24 protein-coding genes are annotated in these 22,845 nt (G+C 75.5%); 6 read left to right on the forward strand and 18 right to left on the reverse strand.

Annotated elements, in window-relative coordinates; translation table 11 throughout:
• The first annotated feature begins 48 nt into the window (after positions 1–48).
• Positions 49–582, forward strand: coding sequence for a YbhB/YbcL family Raf kinase inhibitor-like protein (locus tag AC0IVP_RS17365; RefSeq protein WP_056298520.1), 534 nt, complete (start codon positions 49–51; stop codon positions 580–582).
• Between the two features lie 67 nt (positions 583–649).
• Positions 650–1,537: a serine hydrolase gene (locus AC0IVP_RS17370; RefSeq protein ID WP_471758150.1), complete on the forward strand. Its 888-nt coding sequence runs from the start codon at positions 650–652 to the stop codon at positions 1,535–1,537.
• Between the two features lie 7 nt (positions 1,538–1,544).
• On the opposite strand, the gene AC0IVP_RS17375 is transcribed toward AC0IVP_RS17370, so the two are convergent.
• Complete coding sequence (locus AC0IVP_RS17375) at positions 1,545–2,381, reverse strand: GNAT family N-acetyltransferase (RefSeq protein ID WP_471758152.1); 837 nt, start codon at positions 2,379–2,381, stop codon at positions 1,545–1,547.
• Between the two features lie 90 nt (positions 2,382–2,471).
• Between AC0IVP_RS17375 and coaA the strand changes: the two genes are divergently transcribed.
• A complete protein-coding gene (coaA, locus tag AC0IVP_RS17380) occupies positions 2,472–3,434 on the forward strand; it encodes a type I pantothenate kinase (RefSeq protein ID WP_471758154.1) in 963 nt (320 codons plus the stop codon).
• Positions 3,435–3,436: 2 nt separating this feature from the next.
• Here coaA and AC0IVP_RS17385 read toward each other — a convergent pair whose 3' ends face one another.
• Together AC0IVP_RS17385 and AC0IVP_RS17390 are read right to left on the reverse strand one after the other, a co-directional pair.
• Complete coding sequence (locus AC0IVP_RS17385) at positions 3,437–3,862, reverse strand: VOC family protein (RefSeq protein WP_471758156.1); 426 nt, start codon at positions 3,860–3,862, stop codon at positions 3,437–3,439.
• A complete protein-coding gene (locus AC0IVP_RS17390; RefSeq protein WP_471758158.1) occupies positions 3,859–4,143 on the reverse strand; it encodes a tetratricopeptide repeat protein in 285 nt (94 codons plus the stop codon). Before AC0IVP_RS17390 ends, AC0IVP_RS17385 begins: the two co-directional genes overlap by 4 nt.
• 54 nt (positions 4,144–4,197) lie before the next feature.
• Here AC0IVP_RS17390 and AC0IVP_RS17395 point away from each other — a divergent pair, with 54 nt between their 5' ends.
• On the forward strand, positions 4,198–5,658 hold the full coding sequence (locus AC0IVP_RS17395; protein WP_471758160.1) for an aminopeptidase P family protein: 1,461 nt from the start codon (positions 4,198–4,200) through the stop codon (positions 5,656–5,658).
• On the opposite strand, the gene AC0IVP_RS17400 is transcribed toward AC0IVP_RS17395, so the two are convergent.
• A complete protein-coding gene (locus AC0IVP_RS17400; protein WP_471758162.1) occupies positions 5,640–6,317 on the reverse strand; it encodes a response regulator in 678 nt (225 codons plus the stop codon). The two genes, AC0IVP_RS17395 and AC0IVP_RS17400, sit on opposite strands and share 19 nt — an antisense overlap.
• A complete protein-coding gene (locus AC0IVP_RS17405; RefSeq protein WP_471758164.1) occupies positions 6,314–7,948 on the reverse strand; it encodes a sensor histidine kinase in 1,635 nt (544 codons plus the stop codon). The genes AC0IVP_RS17400 and AC0IVP_RS17405 overlap by 4 nt, the downstream gene beginning before the upstream one ends.
• 179 nt (positions 7,949–8,127) lie before the next feature.
• On the opposite strand from AC0IVP_RS17405, the gene AC0IVP_RS17410 reads away from it, so the two are divergent.
• Both AC0IVP_RS17410 and AC0IVP_RS17415 read left to right on the forward strand, forming a co-directional pair.
• Positions 8,128–9,567, forward strand: coding sequence for a CitMHS family transporter (locus tag AC0IVP_RS17410; protein ID WP_471758166.1), 1,440 nt, complete (start codon positions 8,128–8,130; stop codon positions 9,565–9,567).
• Positions 9,568–9,619: 52 nt separating this feature from the next.
• Complete coding sequence (locus tag AC0IVP_RS17415; RefSeq protein WP_056298501.1) at positions 9,620–10,009, forward strand: universal stress protein; 390 nt, start codon at positions 9,620–9,622, stop codon at positions 10,007–10,009.
• Between the two features lie 17 nt (positions 10,010–10,026).
• On the opposite strand, the gene gcvP is transcribed toward AC0IVP_RS17415, so the two are convergent.
• The 13 genes from gcvP to AC0IVP_RS17480 form a co-directional block, all read right to left on the reverse strand.
• Complete coding sequence (gene gcvP / locus AC0IVP_RS17420) at positions 10,027–13,026, reverse strand: aminomethyl-transferring glycine dehydrogenase (RefSeq protein ID WP_471758168.1); 3,000 nt, start codon at positions 13,024–13,026, stop codon at positions 10,027–10,029.
• Positions 13,027–13,138: 112 nt separating this feature from the next.
• A complete protein-coding gene (locus AC0IVP_RS17425) occupies positions 13,139–13,705 on the reverse strand; it encodes a MerR family transcriptional regulator (RefSeq protein ID WP_056298498.1) in 567 nt (188 codons plus the stop codon).
• Positions 13,706–13,926: 221 nt separating this feature from the next.
• Positions 13,927–14,418 (reverse strand): bifunctional nuclease family protein, encoded by a 492-nt coding sequence (locus AC0IVP_RS17430; protein WP_056298496.1) that lies wholly within the window; start codon positions 14,416–14,418, stop codon positions 13,927–13,929.
• Positions 14,419–14,568: 150 nt separating this feature from the next.
• A complete protein-coding gene (gene ftsR, locus AC0IVP_RS17435; protein ID WP_471758170.1) occupies positions 14,569–15,357 on the reverse strand; it encodes a transcriptional regulator FtsR in 789 nt (262 codons plus the stop codon).
• Positions 15,354–15,872 carry an oxoglutarate dehydrogenase inhibitor Odhl gene (odhI, locus tag AC0IVP_RS17440; protein ID WP_082557099.1) on the reverse strand — a complete coding sequence of 173 codons (519 nt, stop codon included), beginning with the start codon at positions 15,870–15,872 and terminating at the stop codon, positions 15,354–15,356. Before odhI ends, ftsR begins: the two co-directional genes overlap by 4 nt.
• A gap of 271 nt (positions 15,873–16,143) precedes the next feature.
• Positions 16,144–16,548, reverse strand: coding sequence for a glycine cleavage system protein GcvH (gcvH, locus tag AC0IVP_RS17445; RefSeq protein WP_056298488.1), 405 nt, complete (start codon positions 16,546–16,548; stop codon positions 16,144–16,146).
• A 77-nt stretch (positions 16,549–16,625) separates the two neighbouring features.
• Positions 16,626–17,399 carry a DUF881 domain-containing protein gene (locus AC0IVP_RS17450; protein ID WP_471758172.1) on the reverse strand — a complete coding sequence of 258 codons (774 nt, stop codon included), beginning with the start codon at positions 17,397–17,399 and terminating at the stop codon, positions 16,626–16,628.
• A gap of 10 nt (positions 17,400–17,409) precedes the next feature.
• Positions 17,410–17,742 (reverse strand): small basic family protein, encoded by a 333-nt coding sequence (locus tag AC0IVP_RS17455; protein WP_056298486.1) that lies wholly within the window; start codon positions 17,740–17,742, stop codon positions 17,410–17,412.
• Positions 17,743–17,746: 4 nt separating this feature from the next.
• On the reverse strand, positions 17,747–18,706 hold the full coding sequence (locus tag AC0IVP_RS17460; RefSeq protein ID WP_471758174.1) for a DUF881 domain-containing protein: 960 nt from the start codon (positions 18,704–18,706) through the stop codon (positions 17,747–17,749).
• Positions 18,703–19,329: a CDP-alcohol phosphatidyltransferase family protein gene (locus AC0IVP_RS17465; RefSeq protein ID WP_471758176.1), complete on the reverse strand. Its 627-nt coding sequence runs from the start codon at positions 19,327–19,329 to the stop codon at positions 18,703–18,705. The genes AC0IVP_RS17460 and AC0IVP_RS17465 overlap by 4 nt, the downstream gene beginning before the upstream one ends.
• Positions 19,330–19,426: 97 nt before the next feature.
• Positions 19,427–20,776, reverse strand: coding sequence for a YcaO-like family protein (locus AC0IVP_RS17470; protein WP_471758178.1), 1,350 nt, complete (start codon positions 20,774–20,776; stop codon positions 19,427–19,429).
• On the reverse strand, positions 20,773–22,116 hold the full coding sequence (locus AC0IVP_RS17475) for a CocE/NonD family hydrolase (RefSeq protein WP_471758180.1): 1,344 nt from the start codon (positions 22,114–22,116) through the stop codon (positions 20,773–20,775). Before AC0IVP_RS17475 ends, AC0IVP_RS17470 begins: the two co-directional genes overlap by 4 nt.
• The coding region (locus tag AC0IVP_RS17480; RefSeq protein WP_471758182.1) for a hypothetical protein at positions 22,113–22,845 on the reverse strand (733 nt) is incomplete at its 5' end. The genes AC0IVP_RS17480 and AC0IVP_RS17475, both read right to left, overlap by 4 nt.

Consider the following 22,845-nt stretch of genomic DNA (forward strand, 5'->3'; position numbering starts at 1 on the left):
AGGCTCCTAGGTTGGGCACGACCCACCCGCTGTTGGAGGAGCACCCCCATGACCCGTCCCACCCCGCCCGACCCCTACGACTTCCTGCCCCAGGTCCCCGAGTTCGCGCTGACCAGCACCGACGTCAGCGACGGCGTCGGTCTGGGCCGCGAGCAGGTCAGCGGGAAGATGGGCCTGGATGGCGAGGACCGCTCCCCGCAGCTGTCCTGGTCGGAGTTCCCCGAGGGCACCCGGGGCTTCGCCGTCACCGTGTACGACCCCGACGCCCCGACCGCCAGCGGCTTCTGGCACTGGGCCGTCGCCGGCATCCCGGCCTCGGTCACCGAGCTGGCCGCCGGCGCCGCGGACGGCGGGCTCCCGGAGGGCGCCGTCCAGCTGCGCAACGACGCCGGCTTCGCCGGGTTCGTGGGTGCCGCTCCCCCGGCCGGTCACGGCCCGCACCGGTACTACGTGGTCGTGCACGCCCTCGACACCGACGACCTGGGTGTGCCGGCCGACGCCACGCCGGCCTTCCTGGGCTTCAACCTGTTCAGCCACACCCTGGCCCGGGCCGTCCTGGTCCCGACCTTCGAGGTGAGCTGACCCCGCGTCACCGGGCGGTCGCACAGTCGGACTGTGTGAACGCTTGAGCACCGGGTAACCCCGGTGCATGCGCCGAGCCCAGGACCTGCGACCCGACCCGTCGGCGCAGCCTGGGCTCTCGGCGTCCCGGCCCCTCCTCCTGGCGGTCTCGGTCGTCGTGGCCCTCCTGGTCGGCCTCACGGCCGGCCCCGCGCAGGCACAGATCCGGACCGCGTCCTCGGTGGACGCCGCCGACGCCGCGTGGGCCCAGGCCCTGGCCCCCAGCGGCACCGGCGGCACGCTGGCCGTGGTGGTGGCCCCCGTGCAGTCCGCCCGGGCATCGCTGGCCGACCGCACCCCCGCCCCCGTGGGCAACGCCGCCGCGGACCGCCCGACCTACTCGGCCTCCCTGGTCAAGCTGCTCGTCGTCGAGGACGTGCTCCACCGGGCGCGCTCCGGGGCGCTGACGCTCACCACCGCCGACCGCCAGCTGCTGATGAGCATGCTCATCACCTCCGACGACCCGGCGATGAACACCGCGTGGGAGCGGTGGGGCGCCGACCAGATGGTCCGCGACGCCGCAGCCCGCTACGGGCTCACCTCGACCGCCCCGCCCGCCGAACTCGGCCAGTGGGGTCAGACGGTCACCACCGCCGGCGACATGGCCCGCTTCCTCGCCGCGCTCCCGGTGACCGCGCACCCCGAGGACGCCACCACCATGCGGTTCTGGCTGTCCATGGCCACCCCACTGGGCGCCGACGGCTTCGACCAGTCCTTCGGCCTGCTCGCCCAGGACACCCCCGGCACCGCCGCCAAGCAGGGCTGGATGTGCTGCGTCGCCGACACCCGCCACCTGCACTCGGTGGGCTACGTCGACGACACGGTCGTCGTGCTGCTCGGTGAGGTCCCGGCCGCTACCGGCTGGGACGTCACCATCGCCGGGCTCGACGCCGCCGCGGCCGCCCTGCTGCGCTGAGGCGCGTTCAGCAGCCCTCGACGGGACGCTCGGCGACGTACGTCGTCCCCACGCGGGCGAAGCCGACCCGCTCGTAGACCCGGGCCACGTCGTCGTCCCCGGCGGAGAGGAAGACCAGCTCGGCGGTCTCCCGGGCGTGCTCGACCAGCGTGGAGGCCAGGCCGGCGCCCAGGCCGCGCCCCCGGAAGCGGGGCAGCGTGGCCACCCCGACGATCTCGCTGACCTCGACGCCGTCGACGTCGACCGGCTGGTGCGAGCCGACCGCGACCGGCTCGCCGTCCTCGACGGCCACCATCATCACGGTGCGGCCGGCGGCGATGCGCTCCCGCAGCACCGAGGTGGGCTGCGGGGGGTCGACCAGCCGCTCCGGGGCGACCCCGGTGGAGGTGGTGACCGGCTCGTCGGGGGCCAGCGGGCCCGTCGGGGCGGCGAAGGCGAGCTGGGCCAGCCGCTGGTAGGTCGCCAGCTGCGGGTCGTCGGCCCCGATCAGGAAGTACCGGACGCCGGGCGGGAGCATGACCTCCAGGGTGTCGACGGCCACCAGCAGGGGCAGCTCGTCGACGACCAGCCCGGCCTGCCGGGCGGCCTGGCCCAGGCCCGGGTTCCGCTCGGCGAACCACTCCAGCGCCTGCGGCAGGTCCGCGGCCTCCTGGGCGGCCAGCGCGGCCTCCACGTCGGCCAGCGGCACGGGGCCACCACCGGGGTGCGGGCGCGCGGGGTGCGGCCACTCGGGGGCCCCCAGCGGGACGTCGAGGGCGCCGATCCGGCTCACCGGGGAGTCCGGCAGCGGGGACAGGGCGAAGTAGCGCTCGATGCGGTCCAGGACCCCGGGACGCGTCGACACACCCGCACCCTAGACGCGCGAGGGCCCGGCGTCCGCCGGGAGGACCCCACGGTGACCCGGGCGGGGGGTCCGCGCGAGCCGGACGGCACCATGTGTTCCGTGACGGTCGGACCACGGAGCCACCCCTCGCCCTACGCGGCGTTCGACCGAGCCCAGTGGCGGGCGCTCGCCGCCGGGCAGGACCTGCCCCTGGACGCGGACCAGCTGGAGGAGCTGGCCTCCCTCGGCGACCGGATCGACCTGCACGAGGTCAACACCGTCTACCTGCCGCTGGCCCGGCTGCTCGCCCTGCACGTGACGGCCAGCCGCCGGCTGTGGGCCGCGCAGTCGGAGTTCCTGGGCGCCAGCACGGCGAAGGTGCCCTTCGTCATCGCCGTCGCCGGCAGCGTCGCGGTCGGCAAGAGCACCACGGCCCGGCTGCTGCAGGCCCTGCTCGCCGCCCAGCCGGACACCCCGCGGGTCGACCTGGTGACCACCGACGGGTTCCTGCACCCCAACGCCGTCCTCGAGGCCCGTGGCCAGCTCGGACGCAAGGGCTTCCCGGAGACCTACGACCGCCGGGCGCTGCTGCGCTTCCTGGCCGACGTGAAGAGCGGACGCGGCGAGGTGTCCGCCCCGCTGTACTCCCACCAGTCCTACGACGTCCTGCCCGACCGCCGTCAGCTCGTCGACTCCCCCGACGTGCTGGTGCTCGAGGGCCTCAACGTGCTGCAGGCCGGCAGCCGCACCGACGGCCGGGTGCCCGAGGTGTTCCTGTCGGACTTCTTCGACTTCTCCGTCTACGTGGACGCCGCCGAGGCCGACGTCGAGCAGTGGTACGTCGAGCGCTTCCACGCCCTGCGCCGCACGGCCTTCCAGGACGAGGCCGCCTACTTCCACCGCTTCGCCGACCTGACCGACGAGGAGGCCACCCAGACCGCGCGCGGCATCTGGGCGGGCACCAACGGCCCCAACCTGCGGACCAACATCGCCCCGACCCGGTCGCGTGCCCGGCTGGTCCTGCAGAAGGCCTCCGACCACTCCGTGCGCAAGGTGCTGCTCCGCAAGCTCTGAGCTCAGTCCGGCAGCTGGGAGGTGCCGTCCTCGGCCAGCGGCCAGAACGGGTTGTGCGCGATCTCCCAGCGGTGCCCCTCGGGGTCCGCGAAGACGCCGTTGTACCCGCCCCACGGGGTGGCCGCCCCCTCGCGCAGCAGCTGCCCGCCGGCGGCCACCGCCTCGGTCAGCACGGCGTCGACCTCGGCCGGGGAGCCCACGTTGTGCGCCACGGTGATCCCGCCCCAGCCGCCGGCGTCCTGGGTCACCTCCGAGTCGGCGGCCAGCTCGGTGCGGGACCACAGCGCCAGGTGCGAGCCCACGCCCCGCAGGAAGGCGATGGACTCCTGGGACTGGCTGGACTCCCGCCAGCCGAGGGCCGCGTAGAAGGCGCGGGCCCGGGGCAGGTCGGTGACGCCGAGGGTGAGCAGGGTGACGACGGGTCTCATGGCACAGCACCTTGGCACGACCCCCCGACAGTCGTGGCCTCGCGCCGGGCGTGGACGGGACACGGGTGTCCGCGCTGTGGGCCCCGGGAGCTGGTGCACCACGGTGCGGAGGTCGCGGTGCTGCGCGACCTCCACCGCGCCCGCAGCTCCTCGGCGTAGGCCTCCAGCGAGCGCCGGTACCGGGTGAGGTGCGGGGCCAGCGCGCCGACGGCGAACCCCACGGCCTCCCGCTGCCGGAGACCAGTCGAAGTCCGCCACGGGCCGATCCTGGTAGCCGGCACGCTGCCTCGTCACCCCCTGCGGCCCGCAGGCCCACCGGACCGCAGACTGGTCCCATGAGCGAGCTGCCCGCCGACGCCGCCACCCGCCGCGCCCCGCACGACCAGCCCTTCGGGCCCTGGGTCCAGACCACCCTGGCCGGCGGGTGGGACCCCGAACCCGTCGTCGCCCACCCCGCCGTCGACGGAGCCGCCGAGGCCGCCGCCGACCACCGCGCCCGGCTGCTGGCCGCGCTGGGCGCCGGCACCGTCGTCGTCCCCGCCGGGACGGCGCCGGTGCGGGCCAACGACACCGTCTTCGGGTTCCGGCCGGCCAGCGCCTACACCTGGCTGACCGGCGACCAGGCCGAGGGTGCCGTGCTGGTGTTCGACGCCGACGGCGCCACGGTCTTCCTGCCGCCCTCGGCCGGCCCGGGGACGCTGACCTACGTCACCGACCGCCGCGAGGGCGCGCTGTGGGTGGGCGGGGTCCCCGGCGCCGAGCCGACCGCGCGGCGGCTGGCCGTCGCCGTGCGCCCCCGCACCGACCTGGCCGCCGACCTGGCCGGCCGGCCGGGCCCGGTGCGCCTGCTCGCCGGGGTGGACGCCGACGTCGACGCCCTGCTGCCCGGGGCCGCCTCCCGGGAGCTGGAGCTGACCGTGGACCGGCTGCGCGCGGTCAAGGACGCCTGGGAGGTCGACCGGCTCGCCGAGGCGTGCGCGGCCACCGCCCGCGGGTTCGCCGACGTCGTCGCCGAGCTGCCGGGACTGCTCGCCGGCGACGGGCGGCGCGGCGAGCGCTGGCTGGAGGGCACCTTCTGGCGCCGGGCCCGGTTCGAGGGCAACGACGTCGGCTACTCCTCGATCGTCGCGGCCGGGGCCAACGGCACCTCGCTGCACTGGGCCCCCGTCGACGGCGACATCGTGGCCGGACAGCTGCTGCTGGCCGACATGGGCGTGGAGACGACGTCGCTGTACACCGCCGACGTCACCCGGACCATGCCGGTGTCGGGCAGCTGGACGCCGGTGCAGCGGCGGGTCTACGACGCCGTCCGGGAGGCGCACCTGGCCGGCATCGCCGAGGTGCGGGCGGGCAACGCCTTCCTGGCCGCGCACGCCGCCGCGCAGTGGGTGCTGGCCGACCACCTGCACCGCTGGGGGGTCACCGCCTGGTCCGCCGACGACGCCCTGCACCCCGACCTCGCCCGGCCCGGCGCCGGGGCACACCGCCGGTACACGCTGCACTCGACCAGCCACCTGCTCGGCCTCGACGTGCACGACTGCGCCCGCGTCGACGGCGCCGAGTACCTGGCCACCACCCTGCAGCCCGGCCACGCGCTGACGGTGGAGCCGGGTCTCTACTTCCAGGTCAACGACCGCACCGTGCCCGACGAGCTGCGCGGGCTGGCGGTGCGGATCGAGGACGACCTGGTGGTCACCGACGGCGCCGCCCGGGTGCTGTCGGACGCCCTGCCCACCGACGGCGACGAGCTGGTCGCCTGGATGGCCGACGCCGGCACTCAGGCGCGCGGGCTGTAGCGCTGCTCGGGCCGGCCGGTGCTGCCGTACCGCAGCTCCAGCTCGAGGCGCCCGTCGGCGTCCAGCGCCGCGAGGTGACGCTGCGCGGTCGCCCGGGACACCCCGGTCGCCGCAGCCAGGTCGGCTGCCGACTGCGGCTCCCCCGCGGCCCGCATCGCCTGCAGCAGCAGGTCACGGGTCGCGCTGGACGCCGATCGCGTCACGCTGCCGCCGTCCCCGCGCAGCGCGTGCAGCGCGGCGTCCACGAGTTCCTGGTCCAGGTCGACGGCGTCGTCGACGACCCGGCGGTACCGGGCGTAGGCCCGCAGTCGGGACTGGAGCACCCGCTCGGGGAAGGGCTTCACCAGGTAGCCCAGCGCCCCGGCGCGCAGCGCCGCGCGGAAGGTGGGCAGCTCGGTGGCCGCCGACAGCACGAGCGCGTCGCAGTCCAGCTGGGGCAGCAGCCCCAGCCCCGACCCGTCGGGCAGGTACAGGTCCACGAGCGCCAGGTCGTAGGGGGCTGCGCCGGACTGCCGCCGGGCGGTCACCGCCGCCCGGGCCGCCGCGCGTGTCCCGGCCTGCCCGGCGACGACGAAGCCGGGCACCCCGGCCACCGCCCGCGCGTGCAGCTCGGCCACGCGGAAGTCGTCGTCGACCACCAGCACCGTCAGGTCGGTCATCGGCCCGCTCCCCTCTCCAGCACCCCGGGCAGCTCCACGACGAACACCGCGCCGCCGAGCTCGCCGTCGCCACCGGCCGACGCCAGTCGCGCCGCACCGCCCCGCGCCCGGGCCACCTGGCGGACCAGACCGAGCCCGATGCCACGCTCACCGGAGGGCCGGCCCGTCACCCCGGACTCGAAGACCCGGTCGCCGAGCTCGGCGGGGACCCCGGGTCCGTTGTCGGCGACCGCGAGCACCAGGGTGTCCCCGTCCTGGACCAGGTCCAGCTCGACCACCCCCCCGGTGCGGCCCGCCAGGGCGGCGACCGCGTTGTCGACCAGGTTGCCCAGCACCGTCGTGACGTCGACCGGGTCGGTGAGCCGACCCGGGACGGCCACCCCGCCCAGTCGCAGCTGCACCCCGCCCTCGCGGGCGTGTGCGGCCTTGGCCGCGACGAATGCCTGCAGGTAGGGGTCCCGGACGGCGTCCAGTCCCTCGACGGCGGTGCCGAGCGGTCCGGTGCCCAGCAGCGTGTGCACGTACTCGGCGGCCTCCGCGCCGGCGCCGGCGTCCAGCAGGCCGGCGACCAGGTGCAGCCGGTTGGCGAACTCGTGTCGTTGGGCGCGCAGCACGGTCCCGGCCTCGGCGACCGCGTCGAGCTGGCGGGTCAACAGTTCCACGTCAGTGCGGTCACGCAGTGTCAGGACCACCCCCAGTGCCCGCCCGTCGCGCTGGACCCGTCGGGAGGAGCACAGCAGGGCCCGGTCGCCCAGCACGGTCAGCGAGGCGACCGGGTCGGGGTCGGCCACCAGCCGCCGCAGCGCCGCGGGCCAGTCCCCGGTCGTGTCCCCGGCGCCGACGGGTCGGCCCAGCAGGCGCACCGCCTCCTCGTTGGCCAGCACGACCCGGCCGTCCGGGCCGACCGCGACGACGCCGTCCCCGATGCCGTGGAGCACCGCCTCGTGGCCCTGCAGCAGGGCGCCCAGCTCCTCCGGTTCCACGCCGTGGGTCAGCCGCCGCAGCCGGCGCGCCAGCAGCACCGCACCGGCGACCCCGCCGAGCAGGGCCAGCACGGCCGTGGCGGCCGCCAGCAGGGTCGCGTCCCGGGCCAGCCGGTCAACCTCGACGGCGGGCACGCCGACGCTGACCTCACCGACCACCCGGTCCTGCCCCGGGGCCCGGACCGGCACCTTGGCGCGGGCCGCCTCCCCGAGGGTGCCGGTGCCCTCCTCGACGACCTCTCCCCCGGCCAGGGCGACGGAGGGGTCGCTGCTCACCGGCAGCCCGAGCCGCTCGGGTTCGGGGTGGGACAGGCGCAGCCCCCGCGCGTCGGTGACGACGACGAAGAAGGCACCGGTGCGCCGCCGGGTGGCCTCCGCGGCCGCCTGCACCGGTCCGTCCACGAGGTCGGCGCGGGCCGCGTCGTCGGCGGGTGCCGGCGCGTCACTGGCGCGGGCGGCACCGGCCCGGACGACCTCGTCCTCGGCCACCGCCCGGGCCAGGGCCAGGGCGACCTGCCCGGCGTTCTGGTCGGCCTGCCGTTGCAGCACGACCGCCGAGCCGCCGAGAGCGACCACGAGCACCGCCGTGACCAGCAGGACCAGGACGGCGAGGGTCTGCCGGGTGAACGTCCACCGGCGGGGATCCACCACCGGAGGCTACCCGGCTCGTTGCGCACAACGAGCACAACGAGGTCATCGCGGACAACCGATCTCTGCGCGCGCAAGCCCGGTGACGCACGCCACCCCTCCTAGCGTCGGACCACCGCGACCGGTCGGGTCGGCGGGGGGCCCGCACACCGGGCCCGTCCAGATCGGATGGAGCGACGATGCTCGTACTTCTCGGATTCGGCATGGTCGCCGTGTTCATGGCCCTGATCCTGACCAAGCGGCTCTCGCCGGTGGTCGCCCTGATCCTGGTCCCGGTGGTCTTCGGGATCGTCGCGGGTGCCGGGTCGGACCTCGGTGACGCCGTGGAGGAACAGGTCGGCGGGTTCGCCACGACCGCGGCGCTGTTGTTCTTCGCGATCATCTTCTTCGGCCTGATGATCGACGTGGGCCTCTTCGACCCGCTGATCAAGGGCATCCTGCGGGTCTGCGGTGACGACCCGGTGCGGGTGGTCGTGGGCACCGCCCTGCTGGCCGGCGTGGTCTCCCTCGACGGCGACGGCTCGACGACGTTCATCATCACCGTCTCGGCCATGCTGCCCATCTACCTGCGGCTGGGGCTGTCCCCGGTGACGCTGACCGTCGCGGCGAACCTGGCCAACGGCGTCTTCAACATCCTGCCCTGGGGCGGGCCCACCATCCGGGCGGCCACGGCGCTGGACGTCTCCCCCACCGAGCTGTTCAACCCGATGGTGCCCAGCATGGTCGCCGGGTTCGCGATGGTCCTGCTGCTGTCGGTCCTGATGGGCCTGGGCGAGCGGCGCAGGCTCGCCAAGCGGGGCATCTCCCTCACCGAGGTCCGTGAGCAGGAGCTCGCCGGGGTCGGCGCGTTCCGCACCGGCGGGCCCGGTGGCGGACGCCGTCCGGTGGCGCGCCCGGCGGGCGGCGACGACGACAGCGAGGCCGACGACGTCCCCACCACCCCCGAGGACGCCGACGGCCCCGCCACGACCGGCCTGGATCCCGAGCGGGCCAGCCTGCGGCCGGGACTCCTGTGGTTCAACGCCTCGCTCACCGTCGCCCTGCTGGTGCTGCTGGGCCTGGACCTGGTCCCGCTGTTCTTCGTCTTCATGGTCTTCAGTGCGATCGCCCTGCTGGTGAACTTCCCCAGCCCGGCCGAGCAGGCCGAGCGGATCAAGGAGCACGCGTCCTCGATCGTCGCCGTGGTCTCCATGGTGTTCGCCGCCGCCGTGCTGGTCGCCGTGCTCTCGGCCACCGGCATGGACACCGCGATGGCCGGCTGGATCGTCGACGTCGTCCCGGAGAGCTGGGGGCCGTACTTCGCCGTCCTCACCGGTGTGCTGTCGATGCCGTTGACGTTCTTCCTGAGCAACGACGCCTTCTACTTCGGCGTGCTGCCGATCCTGTCCGAGGCCGCGGCCAACTACGGCATCACCCCGGTCGAGATGGCGCGCGCCTCGATCATCGGCCAGCCGGTGCACATGACCAGCCCGCTGGTCCCCGCGATGCTGCTGCTGATCTCGCTGGCCCGAGTCGACCTGGCCGACCACCACAAGAAGGTCATCTGGCGGGCCGCGCTGTGCTCGCTGTCGATGCTGGCCGTCGCCCTGCTGATCGGCGTCGTCCCCTTCCGAGCGTGACGGCCGGCCCAGGCACACCCACACACCCGAGCACGAGCACCCAGGAGAGACCGTGACCCCCGCACCCGTCGTCATCGCCGTCAACGACCGTCCCGAAGGCAGCGCCGCCCTGACCTGGGGCCTGAAGCGGGCCCGCCGGCTGCAGACCACCGCCGTCCTGGTGCCCAGCACCGGGGACACCCCCAGCGCACCGGTGCACCTGTCGGTGGCCACCCGGGACCTCATCGAGTCCGCGACCGCCGCTGCCGGGGTGGACTACGTGCTCCACGAGCAGCCCGAGGACGTCGCCCAGGCGCTCATCACCCTGTCCGAGGGCGCGGACATGGTGGTGCTGCCGGTGCGACGCCGGTCGGTGACCATGAAGTTCCTGCTGGGCAGCAACGCCATGCGGGTGATCGCCGAGGCACACTGCCCGGTGGTCACGGTGAAGACCCCGGGCTGACCCCGCGCTGAGCCGGCCTAGGCCTGGGCGACGGGCTCCCGCTCGACGCCGGCGGTCTCGGTCTCCCCCACGCCCTCCGGGTCGGCGTCGGCCTTCGGCACGGCAGTCGGCTCGACGTCCTCGAAGGCCTCCGGGGACGGGCAGGAGCAGACCAGGTTGCGGTCGCCGTAGGCGCCGTCGATCCGGCGGACCGGGGACAGGTAGGACCGGCCGACCAGCCCCGGCACCGGGTAGACCGCGGTCTCCCGCGAGTACGGCTTGTCCCAGTCGCGGGCCAGCATCGCCAGCGTGTGCGGGGCGTTGCGCAGCGGGTTGTCGGTCCGGTCGAACTCCCCGGACTCCACCTTCGCGATCTCCCCGCGGATGGCGATCATCGCGTCGACGAAGCGGTCGAGCTCGCCCAGGTCCTCGCTCTCGGTGGGCTCCACCATCAGCGTGCCGTTGACCGGGAAGCTCATGGTCGGGGCGTGGAAGCCGTAGTCGACCAGCCGCTTGGCGATGTCGTCGTTGGTGACGCCGGTGGCCTTGGTGATCCCCCGGACGTCCAGGATGCACTCGTGGGCGACCAGGCCCTCCGCGCCGGTGTAGAGCACCGGGTAGTGCTCGCGCAGCCGGGCGGCGACGTAGTTGGCGGCCAGGATGGCGTGCTCGGTGGCCCGGGTCAGCCCGTCGGGACCCATCAGCCGCAGGTAGGCCCAGGAGATCGGCAGGATGCCGGCTGAGCCGAAGGGGGCCCCGGCGACGGCCGGACCGGTGCCGCCGGTCTCGACCAGCGGGTGGCCGGGCAGGAAGGGCACCAGGTGCTCCCGGACGCCGATCGGGCCCACGCCGGGGCCGCCACCACCGTGCGGGATGCAGAAGGTCTTGTGCAGGTTCAGGTGGCTCACGTCGGAGCCGAACCGGCCCGGGCGGGCCAGCCCGACCAGGGCGTTGAGGTTCGCGCCGTCGACGTAGACCTGACCGCCGGCGTCGTGCACCGCGGCGCAGATGTCGCCGACCGCGGTCTCGAACACCCCGTGCGTGGAGGGGTAGGTGATCATCAGCGCGGCCAGCCGCTCGGCGTGCTGGTCGACCTTGGCCCGCAGGTCCGCCACGTCGACGTTGCCCGCCTCGTCGCAGGCCACCACGACGACCCGCATGCCGGCCATGACCGCGGAGGCGGCGTTGGTGCCGTGCGCCGAGGACGGGATGAGGCAGACGTCGCGCTGCTCGTCGCCGCGGGAGTGGTGGTACCCGCGGATGGCCAGCAGGCCGGCGAACTCGCCCTGCGACCCGGCGTTGGGCTGCACGCTCACCGCGGCGTAGCCGGTGATCTCGGCCAGCCCGGTGCACAGCTCGTCGATCAGCTGGCCGTACCCGCGGGCCTGCTCGACGGGCGCGAACGGGTGCAGCCCGGCGAACTCCGGCCAGGTGATGGCGGCCATCTCGGTGGCGGCGTTGAGCTTCATCGTGCAGGAGCCCAGCGGGATCATCGTCCGGTCCAGCGCCAGGTCCTTGTCGCTCAGCGAGCGCAGGTAGCGCAGCATCGCGGTCTCGCTGCGGTGCGCCGAGAACGTCGGGTGCGTCAGGTACGGCGTGGTCCGGCGCAGGGCACCCGGCAGCGCCTCGGTGGCGTCGTCCAGGTCGCCGGCGGCGACGCCGAACGCCCCGGCGACGACCCGCAGGGTGTCCACCGACGTCGTCTCGTCGCAGGCCACCGCGACCGTGTCGGCGTCCACCCGGCGCAGGTTGACCCGCTGCGCGGCGGCCGCGGCGACGACCTCGGACGCGCGGCCGGGCACCGAGGCCAGCACGGTGTCGAAGAAGTGCTCGTGGACGACGTCGACCCCGCCGGCGCGCAGCCAGCCGGCCAGCGTGGTGGCGCTGCGGTGCGTACGCGCCGCGATCGCGGCCAGGCCCTCGGGGCCGTGGTAGACGGCGTAGGCACCGGCGATGACCGCCAGCAGCACCTGCGCGGTGCAGATGTTGCTGGTGGCCTTCTCCCGGCGGATGTGCTGCTCGCGGGTCTGCAGCGCCAGCCGGTAGGCGACGTCGCCGTCCGCGTCGACGGAGACGCCGACCAGCCGCCCCGGGAGCTGGCGGGCCAGGCCCTCGCGGACCGAGAGGTACCCGGCGTGCGGGCCCCCGTAGCCCATCGGGACGCCGAAGCGCTGGGTGGTGCCGCAGGCGACGTCGGCGCCCCACTCCCCCGGTGCCTCCAGCAGGGTGAGCGCCAGCAGGTCCGCGGCGACGACGACGGCCGCACCGGCCTCGTGCGCGGCGGCAGCCAACGCCCGGTGGTCGCGGACCGCGCCAGAGGCACCCGGGAAGGCCAGCAGCACGCCGAAGGCGCCGGCCTCGGGCAGGTCGGTGGGCCAGCCGGCGGACAGGTCGGCGACGTGCAGCCCGATGCCCAGCGGCTCGGCCCGGGTCTGCAGCACCGCGAGGGTCTGCGGCAGCGTGTCGGCATCGACGACGAAGACGGCGTCGACCTTCGCGCGGCCGGCCCGGCGGACCAGGGTCATCGCCTCGGCGGCCGCGGTGGACTCGTCCAGCATCGAGGCGCCGGCCACCGGCAGCCCGGTGAGGTCGGCCACCGTGGTCTGGAAGTTGATCAGGGCCTCGAGCCGGCCCTGGCTGATCTCGGGCTGGTAGGGCGTGTAGGCGGTGTACCAGGCCGGGTTCTCCAGGATGGTGCGCTGGATGACCGCCGGCGTCGTCGTCCCGGAGTAACCCAGGCCGATCATCGAGGTGAACACCTCGTTGGCCGACGCGCGCTCCCGCAGGGCGGCGAGCACCTCGGCCTCGCCCTGCGCCGCGGGCAGGTCCAGGGCGGCGCGGTCACGGACGACCTCGGGCACGCAGGCGTCCACCAGGGAGGCCAGCGAGTCGTGGCCGACGGCGGTGAGCATCGCCTGCGTGTCGGCCGGCCGGGGGCCGATGTGCCGGGCGGCGAAGGCCCCTCGCGGCTGCAGGTCCGTGAGCGGGGGCAACGACCCGGTCAGCGGTACGGAGGCATTGCTGGTGCGGTCAGCCACTGCTCAGACGCTACCAGCGGAGCGCGTCCGGCCGGTGACGGAACGGGCGCGTGGGGCCTGGACGCACGAGAGCCCCCGCCGTTGCCGGCGGGGGCTCTCGGGAGGGTGTGGCTCAGGCGGTGGCGCGACGGCGGCGGCGGGCGGACAGCTCGTCGTCTGCGTCGAGCGTGCGCCCGTCGATGCGCTCGGCGGGCAGCTCGGCGAGCTCACCGGACAGCTCGCGCAACGCACCGGACACGGCGATGCCGAACACGCCCTGGCCGCCGGCGAGCAGGTCCACGACCTCCTCGGCGGAGGTGCACTCGTAGACGGTCGCGCCGTCGGAGAGCAGCGTGATGTTGGACAGCTCCTTGACCCCCCGCGTACGCAGGTGGTCGACGGCCTTGCGGATGTTCTGCAGCGAGACCCCGGTGTCCAGCAGTCGCTTGACGACCTTGAGGACGAGGATGTCGCGGAAGCTGTAGAGGCGCTGGGTGCCCGACCCGGTGGCGGTGCGGACCGACGGGGAGACCAGACCTGTTCTCGCCCAGTAGTCCAACTGCCGATAGGTGATACCAGCGGCGGCACACGCCGTGGGACCGCGGTAGCCGAAGGCCTCGCTGTCGGCCTCGTCGTAGGAGGGTGCGCCGACTGCTGCGTCGGTGAACAGCTGGCCCTGCCCGCTGTTCTGATCGCTCACGTCAGCGTCCTCCTCGTGGTGCGTCCGCCCCGTGGTCGGGGCCGGTGTCGCGCAACCCGTGAGTCACATCCGTGTGAGTCACACCGGGGTCGTTCTGCGAACCTAGGCCCGTGCCCAGGGGCGGTCAACCGAGGGCGACGGCGTGTCGAGCAGCTCACCCGAGAGGGTGACCGGACCGTGACCTGCGGACCCTCGGTGTGTGGTCGCGCGGTCACCGCCAGTCAGGACTGGGTGCCCGGACCGCCGGAGCCGGCCTCGAAGTCCTCGGGGCTGATCTGGTCGAGGAACTCGCGGAACTTCTCGACCTCGTCCTCCTGCTCGTCCGGGATCTCGATGCCCACCTCGTCGAGCAGCTGCTCGGCGCCGTAGATGGGGGCACCGGTCCGCACGGCCAGGGCGACGGCGTCCGAGGGGCGGGCGCTGACGGTGCGCTCGTCCCCGAAGACCAGCTCGGCGATGTAGATGCCGTCGCGCATCTCGGTGATGTGCACGGCCTCCAGGCTCGCGCCCAGGGCGGTCACCACCTCGCGCAGCAGGTCGTGCGTCATCGGCCGCGCCGGCCGGACGCCCTGCTGCTCGAAGGCGATGGCGGCGGCCTCGACGGCGCCGATCCAGATCGGGAGGTAACGCTCCCCCTGGGTCTCCTTCAGCAGCAGGATGGGCTGGTTGCCGGGCAGCTCGACCCGGACACCGACGACTCGCAGCTCCTGCACGGTGTGGCTCCTCCCGCGTGGTGCCGACGGCGGCCGCGGTGCGCGGCCCGGCGTCGGCGGGTGTCGTCTGGTCTGTCCGGGCCGGTGCCGCCGGGACCCCGGGGAGGGGCGTCCGGGTCACCGTCCGTACGGCGACACGGTACGCCCGCCTCAGTCGGCCAGGGGCTCCCCGAGGACGTCACGCAGCCGGGACTCCAGCAGCGCGGTGTGCAGCTGGGCCGACAGCGCGGCGAGATCGCGCAGCTGCTCGGCGGCGCGGGTGTGCGCCTCCTCCGAGCGGGCCCGCAGGCCCGGTGCCACGACCTGCTCGAGCAGCTGGGCCTCCCGCTCGGCCCCACTGCGGTAGACCCGCAGGTGCCGGGCCTCGATGCCGTGCCGCGCCAGGCCGCCGGCCGCGCTGGCGATCGGCAGGTCGGCGACCGGGTGGCGCCCCTGGGCGTCGGGGGTCAGCAGGCCGTACTGCACGCAGTCGGCCAGCTGGACCGGGTCGAGCCCGGCGGCGGCCCCGAAGTCCTCGGGGGACATCGGCTCCCCGGCCGCGACGTCGTCGACCGCGGCCTCGGCGCCGGTGCCCACGGGCGTCGGCTCCGGGTCGGGGGCCGACGCCGGGACCGGGGGCTGGCCGGTCACCCGGGTGGTCCCGTCGGGCAGCGGCTCCCCGCGGTCCAGGGCGTCCAGGTGCTCCTTGATGACGCGCAGCGGGAGGTACTGGTCCCGCTGCGCGGCCAGCACGAAGCGCAGCCGGGCGACGTCGGAGGTGGAGAACTTGCGGTACCCCGACGGCGTCCGCTGCGGGTGGACCAGGTCCTCGCCCTCGAGGTAGCGGATCTTGGAGATCGTGACGTCGGGGAACTCCCCGCGCACGCCGGCCAGGACCTCGCCGATGGTGAACCGGGGCTGGGTGTCGGCGTCCGGCTCGGGCCGGGGCGCCGCGGTCACGACGAGGCGGGCTCGCCGGTGCGCGGCCCGGTCAGGTAGACGAGCCGGAACTTGCCGATCTGGACCTCGTCACCGCCGGCCAGGGAGGCGACGTCGACCGGCTCGCGGTTGACGTAGGTGCCGTTGAGGCTGCCGACGTCGTGCACGGTGAAGCCGCCGCCCTCGCGGTGGAACTCCACGTGCCGGCGGCTCACGGTCACGTCGTCGAGGAAGATGTCGCTGTCGGGGTGCCGACCGGCGGTGGTGACCTCCTGGTCCAGGAGGAACCGGCTGCCGGCGTTCGGGCCGCGCTTGACGACCAGCAGCGCCGACCCCGCGGGCAGGGACTCGACGGCACCGGCGTGCGCGTCGGCCGGGGACTCGACGACCTCGGCCTGCTCACCGGAGTCCTCGCCGCCGACCTTGGGGATCACGCTGGTGGACTCACCGACGCGCTCGGGAGAGAGGGCGGAGCCGCACTGCGCGCAGAAGCGACTGCCCTCGGGGTTCTGGTGTCCACAACGAGTGCAGTGCACGGGTTCTCCTCCGGTGAGCAGGCGGCGCCGCCGCGTCCCTCTCGGGCCGCGGCCGGCCGGCGGACGGTGGGCCGGGTGGCCCGCCGTGGGTCGGCCGCCGCAGGAGCGGGCGGGCCGGGGTCATGGAACCAGTCGGCCGACCCGAGGGTCAACCGGACCTGGAGGGTGAGGGTCTGCCCCCACCCGGTGGTGCGCGCCGGTCGTCGAGGTCTTGCCGACCGGCGGGTCCGAGCATAGTGATCGCCGCACCCGGGACGGGGACGGCGGGCCGTCAGCCCTGCTCGACGAGCGCCTGGTAGGCGGCGGCGTCCAGCAGCGGCTCGGTGGGGTCGCCGTCGTCGCCGGTGACCTCGATCTCGATCAGCCAGCCCTCCCCGTACGGGTCGGAGTTGACGGTCTCCGGGGTCTCGGCCAGGGCGCCGTTGACGGCGCTCACGGTGCCGGCCAGCGGGGCGTAGACGTCCGACACGCTCTTGGTCGACTCGACCTCGCCGATCGCGGTGCCGGGGGCGATCTCCTCGCCGACCTCGGGCAGCTGCACGAAGACGATGTCGCCCAGGGCGTCCTGGGCGTGGTCGGTGATGCCGATCCGCACCACCGTGGCGGCCCCGGCGGGCCCCTGGACCTGGGCCCACTCGTGCTGGTCGGTGTAGCGGCGGTCGTCAGGCGTGCTCACGAGGGGTCTCCTGGAGGTGAGGGGGTTGCGGCGGGCCCGGGTGCCGGGTCGCGGTCCACGCGGGGCGTGGGCCGGTGTCAGTCGCCGTCGTCGGGGTCAGCGTATTGAGGGTCGTCGAGCACCCGCAACGCGTCGACGACGACCAGGTCCGACTGCTCGATCCGGACGTCGCCGCCCTTGCCGCGGACCGTGGAGCTGACCCCGGTGGGGATCTGCATGGCCACGGACAGGTCCTGGGCCGACCCGATGGCGACCACCTCGTAGGGGGCCTGCAGGTCCTCGCCGTCGATCTGCAGCGCGCCGGGGTCACCGGTCACCGCGCTGGACACCCCGATCCGCACCCCGTCGACCTGCATGGTCTCCGCACCCGCGCCGCGCAGCTCCTGGACCACGTTGAGCAGCACCGCCGCCGACACCTCCCCCGCCGGGTCGGTGATGGTCATGGTGATCCCGGGGCCCTGGGCGGGGATGGTGCCGTTGAGGATGCCCAGCGCGGTGGCCCGCTGCTCGGCCTCGCTGAGCGCGGTGGCCGCCTGGCTGTCGGAGTTCGTCAGCTGCTCCAGGGCCGCGCGCTGCTCGGCGATCTGGTCGCGCAGCCGGTCCTCCCGGGCGTTCACCTCGTCGAGGATGCGGACCAGGTCCTCCTCGCGCGCCCCGGCGTAGGTGCCGTCGGCGTCGGTGCTGCGCACCTGGACGGCGAAGGCGAAGCCCAGCAACAGCGTCAGCACGCCGATGAGCGCGGCCGCCAGCCGGTCCCGTCGTCCCGAGCGCCACCGGCGCCACGGGGACTGCTCGGGCTCCGCAGCCGCGGCCGGGGTGTCGTCGGGCCGGTCCACCTGCTGCTCGCTCACCGGGCCGCCCTCACGCCCGGAACAGGTGCCGGCGGATGGCCGCGGCGTTGCCGAAGATCCTGATCCCCAGGACGACGACGACGGCCGTGGACAGCTGCGCGCCGACGCCGAGCTGGTCGCCGAGGAAGACGATCAGCGCGGCGACGACGACGTTGGACACGAAGGACACCACGAACACCTTGGCGTCGAAGATCCCGTCGAAGCGGGCGCGGATGCCGCCGAAGACCGCGTCGAGCGCGGCGACGACGGCGATCGGCAGGTAGGGCTGCAGCCACACCGGGACGTTGGGGTCCAGCAGCAGGCCGAGCACCACGCCGACCGCGAGGCCGAGGATGGGGATCACCGGGTCAGTCTCCGTCCTCGTCGGTGGCGGGCGCCGGGGCGGGGTCGCCGGGTGCCGCGGTGGGCTCGGGCACGACACCGGCCTCGCGCAGCTCGGTGCTGCTGGCGCCTGCCAGGGCGAGGTCGTCGGCACGGCCGAAGGTGAAGACCATCCCGTAGGAGATCTCCAGGCTGGCCAGGTAGGTGGCCTCCGGGGAGCGCAGGAAGCCGTTGTTGAGCTGGTCGGGGTCGCCGACGGCGAGCACCTCGTAGGGGCTGCTGACCGGGCGGAAGTCGACCAGGATCGCCCCGCCGGCCTGCCGGATGGCCGTCGTGGGGCCCAGCCGCTGGCCGTCGACGCTGATCGCCTCGGCGCCGGCGGCCCACAGCGAGTTGACCAGCAGCTGCAGGTCCCGGTCCAGCACCACGGCGGTGGGGTCGTCGGTGCCGGTCCCGCCCACCGGGTCCTCGTCGGCCGAGGGCAGCGGGTTGCCCAGCGTGACGAGCAGCCCCGGCCCGCGGACGGGCGAGGCGGCGGCGCCGGCCTCGGCCGCGGCCAGCCGGGCCAGCGCCTGCTGGCCGACGGAGCTGGCGGCCAGCGCCTCGTCGCGGGCGGCGGTCACCTCGCCCTGCAGGTCGGTCAGCGACGTCACCAGGTCGTCGGTGACGGCGGACTCCCGGTCGATGTCGGCGATGAGCGCCTCGCGGATCTCCTCGCGGCCCTCGGCGCCCGAGGAGGCCTCGGAGTAGGTCAGGGCGGCGAGCAGGCCGGCCAGGACCATGGTGACGGCGACCAGGGCCTGCCCCCGGCGTCGGCCGCGCTCGGGGACCGGCGCGGAGCCGCTGGCCGCGGCGGTCTCGGCGCGGGCCCGCCTGGCCTCGGCGGCCCGCGCGTAGGCGGGGTCGACGGTCTCGGCGAGCACCTGGTCCAGCAGCGAGGAACCCAGTGACCGGCCCGGGGGGCGCGGCGGCGCTGGGGCGCTCACGCGGTGCGGCCCTGGCGGAGCAGCCCGACCGCCTGGACGACGTAGAGCACGCCGGCCAGCAGGTACAGCGCGGATCCCCAGACGGTGAGCGCGTAGGCCAGCGGGGCGACGACGGGCGCGAGCCAGCCGGTGCCGGCGGCCAGCAGCAGCAGGGGGAAGGCGTAGAGCAGGATGAAGGTGGCAGCCTTGCCCAGGTAGTGGACCTGCAGAGGCGGCCACCCGGCCCGGCGCAGCACGAGCAGCACGACCCCCAGGACGACCTCGCGGGCGACGAGTGCGGCCACGATCCACAGCGGGACGACGTCGCGGAGGACGAAGGCGACCAGGGTGGCCACGATGTAGAGCCGGTCGGCCGCGGGGTCCAGCAGCGCCCCGAGCCGGCTGGACTGGCCCAGCACCCGGGCGAGCTTGCCGTCGGCCCAGTCGGTGACGCCGGAGACCATCAGCACGACCACGGCCCAGCCGTCGGCCTGCGGGCCCAGCAGCAGCCAGAGGAACAGCGGCACCCCGAGCAGGCGCAGCACCGAGAGGGCGTTGGGCACCGTGAGGACCCGGTCGCCCAGCTCGTCCCGCGAGGGTGCCGGGACCGTTGCGTCCCCCGACCGTCCGTCCGCCCGCGTCACGCCGTCCCCACCCACTCCCCAGCTCCCCCGTGCTGCCGGCGACCAGGCTAGTGCCCGCACCCGGGTCGGCCCACGCCCCGCGTCCCCGGGCGGTGGTTCAGAGGCTGGGCGGGGGCAGCAGCAGGAGGCTGTCCGGGTCGCTCGGGTCCGCGGGCAGCCCGAGCCGGCCGGCCAGCTCACGCCAGCGGGGCAGTCCGAAGTAGGTGAAGGCGGCCGGGGCGTTGGGGATCAGGCCGCGGGCGCAGACCCGCACGACGCGCAGCGGGGTGAGTGCCACGTCGGGGGTGGTCAGGTCGCAGACGACCACCTCGTGCCCCCCGGCGGCCAGCGCGGCCCGCAGCCCCGCCTCGGTGCCGACCGGCAGGGAGCTCAGCGGGACCCGCTCGGCGGGGGCGGTGAACCGGGGCAGCAGCTCGGCCTGCACGCGGGGGTCCAGCCAGACCTGGGCCTGGGCGCCCAGGTCGCGGACCCGCTCGCACCGGGGGCCGGTGAGGTCCCGGTAGTCCCGGTCGGGTCGGTGCGGGAAGTACAGCCCCGCCGACAGGACGCCGGCGTCCATCGCTTGGAAGACCCAGCCGTCGGCGTCGAGCATGCCCAGGGTGAAGACCCAGCTGTGCACGGCCTCCAGCACCGCCTTGGTGGCGGTCTCGGCGGGGTCGAGCTTGGCGGAGAACCCGCCGGCGGCGATGCCGGTGACGGGGTCGTGCACGACGGCGGCGACGACGGGGACGCCGAGGTCGCTGGGCAGGGCCAGCAGGTGCACCTGCAGCCGGGTGTCCCCGAGGTGGTCGCGCAGCCCCGGGACGCTGTCCACGTCGATGCCGGCGGCGGGCCGGCGCAGGTGCCACCAGGAGGACAGTGCGTCGCGCTCGACGAGCTCGAGGAGCCCGCGGCGGGTGGCGTCGGCGGCGCCCTGGCCGGTGGCGATGCCGGCGTAGTTGAGCGGGTGCAGCCAGGGCTCGGCGCGGCGCGGTCCGCTGCGCCAGTTCAGGTGCACCCAGGACGCCGGGACGAGGACCGGGCCGTCCTCGCCGGTGCCGGTCACCCAGCTGGTCTCGACGTCGTCGGTGAACCGGGTGAAGGGGAACTCGGGCTGTTCGTGCTGCCAGTCGGCGAAGAACGGCAGGTCCTCGGGCCCCAGCAGCCGGTGCCCCTCGGCCCGCAGCCGGGCAGCGCTCGCCCGGCGGAGGCCGTCGGGGACGTGGTTGCCGCAGTACCTCTCGACGGCCTCGCCGATGGCGGCGATCCGCGCACCGGCGGGGTCGCCGAACGTGGTGCCCAGCGACACCAGGTCGTTGGGCCAGGTGCCGTGCACCCGGGCGTCGGCGACCTGGGCGGTGAGCCCGACGTAGGCGGCGGGCATCCCGGGCAGCCGCTCCACCTGGTGCAGGGCCTGGACCAGGCCGCACCAGGGGTCGACGAGGTCCTCGACGGTCAGCAGGCTCATGCGGGGGTCTCCATCTCGACGGCGTGGACGGTGCGCCGGGCCGGGGCGGGCCCGGTGCCGGTGAGGTGGTCGGCACCGGACTGCAGGTCCCGGGCGTGGCGCGGGAAGTCGTGCGGGGAGACGACGAGGACCAGGTCGCCGCCGTCCGCGGGTGGGACGACGACGGGCCCCAGCCGGACCCGCGGGCCGGTGGAGCCACCGTGGGCGAGCTCCTGCAGCGCCCCGCCCGGCCCGCGGAGGGCCAGCGAGGCGCACCAGTGGCCGGGGCCGTCGGCGCGCACGGTCACGGTGACGTCGCCGGTCAGGCCGCCGCCGGGGTCGACCGCGGCCGGTGGGACCGGGAGCACCAGCTGGTCGGCCCGGGGACCGGGGGCCAGGGTGCGGCTGCCCAGCGGCGGGGACGGGCGCGGGTGGCGGGCGTCGGCGTGCACGACCCCGCCGGCGAGGACGGTGCCGCGGACGGCGGCCGGCCAGCTGCCCAGCTCGCGCTGCGCCCCCCGGCCGTCGACGACCAGGGCCCCCACGGGCGGCCGGCCGTGCCCGACGGCGTCCAGCCAGTCCAGGGTGACGGCGGCGCGGGAGGCACCGCGGAGGCCGTGGTCCCAGGGGCCCAGCACCAGCCGGGCCGGGCCGCCCCAGTCCGCCCAGGTGCGCACGGCCTCGCGGGCGAACCAGTCGGCGGTGCCGCCGACGACGAGCAGCGGGCAGGTCTGGGCGGCCAGCAGCCGGGCCCGCTCGTCGTCGGTGCGCCGGGCAGCCGTCACCCGGCGCCAGGAGGGCACCGGCCGGGGGGCGTGATCGCCGGCGGTGGTCACCGGGAGCCGCTGCCACAGCCCGGGCAGGGCGGCCGGCACGGGCGACGGTGTCGGGGTGTGTGCGTGCTCGGTCCACCAGCCCAGCCGGGACTGCAGCAGGAAGGCGCCGTCCGGGGTCCGCGCGGTCTCCCCCAGCCCCGGCGCCGGCACGGCGAGCGCCATGGCGTCCGGGGTGGGCGCGCCGGGCGTCCCGGCCGCCGCGTCGAGGGTCGCCAGGGCGCAGTGCGCCCCGTACGAGGAGCCCTGCAGCACGACGGGGGCGGCGGTCCAGCTGCGCACCCAGGTCAGCAGCGCCAGCCCGTCAGGCCCCTCGTCGGCGTAGGGCGCGAAGTCCCCCGGCGAGGTGTGCCGGCCACGGACGTCCTGCACGACGAAGGCGACGCCCCGGGCTGCCCAGGCGGCTCCCTCGGCCCGGTGGGCGTCGGCCCCGTACGGCGTCCGGACGACGAGCACGGCGCGGGGTGCGCTGTCGGGCAGCGTCACCCGGGTGCCCAGGTCACCGACCCGGTGCGCGCCGTCCCTCACGCGGGGACGGGCGGCACCGGCAGGACCGGGTGCCGGGTGACGTGCAGGGTCAGCAGGTCCAGCACGGTCGCCAGGTGGTCGTCCCGGTCGACCGTGCGTGGTCCGGCGGGCGCGATCTCGGCCCGGCGCACGGCCTCGGTCGCGATGAGGGCAGCCGCCAGGACGCGGGCCCGCGGGGAGGGCACCGGGCGGCCGGAGACCACGCCGTCCTCGGTCGGGGCAGCGGGGCGGTGCGCGGCGCGGTGGCGGGCGGCGGTGTCCGGCGCGCTGACCGCGACGGGGGTGAGCACCAGCCGGTGGCCCTCGACCCAGCAGGCCAGCTCGCCCGCCGGCGGACCGGTCGGGCCGGGGGCGGCGTCGAGGAGGTGCACCACGGTGGTGGCCTCCCCCGGTGCGACCGGGAGGGCGCCCGTGGCGCGCAGCGCGTCGACCACCGCGGCGGCCAGCGGGCCTTCACCGGAGACGGCGACCCGGGGCGACGGGTCGGCGTCCGGGGCGACGGCGTGCCCGGCGAGGACCAGCGCCTGCAGGGCACGGCGGGCGGCCGGGAGGGCCGGGAGGGTGCCGGTGACGAGCGCGTCGAGCAGGGCGCCGGTGTCCGCCTCGTCCAGCAGCACGGTGTGCTCGGTGCCGTCGGCGGTCCGCAGCAGCCAGCCCGTGTCGCGGGGCAGCAGGGCGGTGCCCGGGGTGAGCAGGGGCGACTCGCGCAGGCGGGGGGTCATCGGGTCT

This window comes from Klenkia sp. AC732 (assembly GCF_979256525.1).